Raw genomic sequence first — 231 nt, 5'->3', positions numbered from 1 at the left:
TCTGCACCTGAAATGACCGAGCACAGATCAGAAATGCTTTTATTTAACAGCTTTAGCTGTTGATTAAGCATCCGCAACTGATTAGCGTACATGGCCAATACTTGATCAACGGAATCGGCAACCGTCTTGCTAAGCCGATAAGAACTTCTAAGGGCTTTCTTCAGTGCTTTGGCAACACTTTTGGCATCGCCAAACCGGCCATGAGATAAATGATTTAGCTCATCAGTTAAG

Annotated in this window: 1 pseudogene; it reads right to left on the bottom strand. The window is 43.3% G+C overall.

Features of this window, described 5'->3' with window-relative positions:
- A pseudogene (locus LPKJCM_RS08450) lies at window positions 1-231 on the bottom strand (IS110 family transposase); the annotation flags it as partial.

It is taken from the genome of Lentilactobacillus parakefiri (assembly GCF_002157585.1).
Taxonomy (GTDB): domain Bacteria; phylum Bacillota; class Bacilli; order Lactobacillales; family Lactobacillaceae; genus Lentilactobacillus; species Lentilactobacillus parakefiri.
The sequence above is the reverse complement of the archived record's forward strand: the minus strand, read 5'-3'. Positions and strand labels throughout refer to the sequence as shown.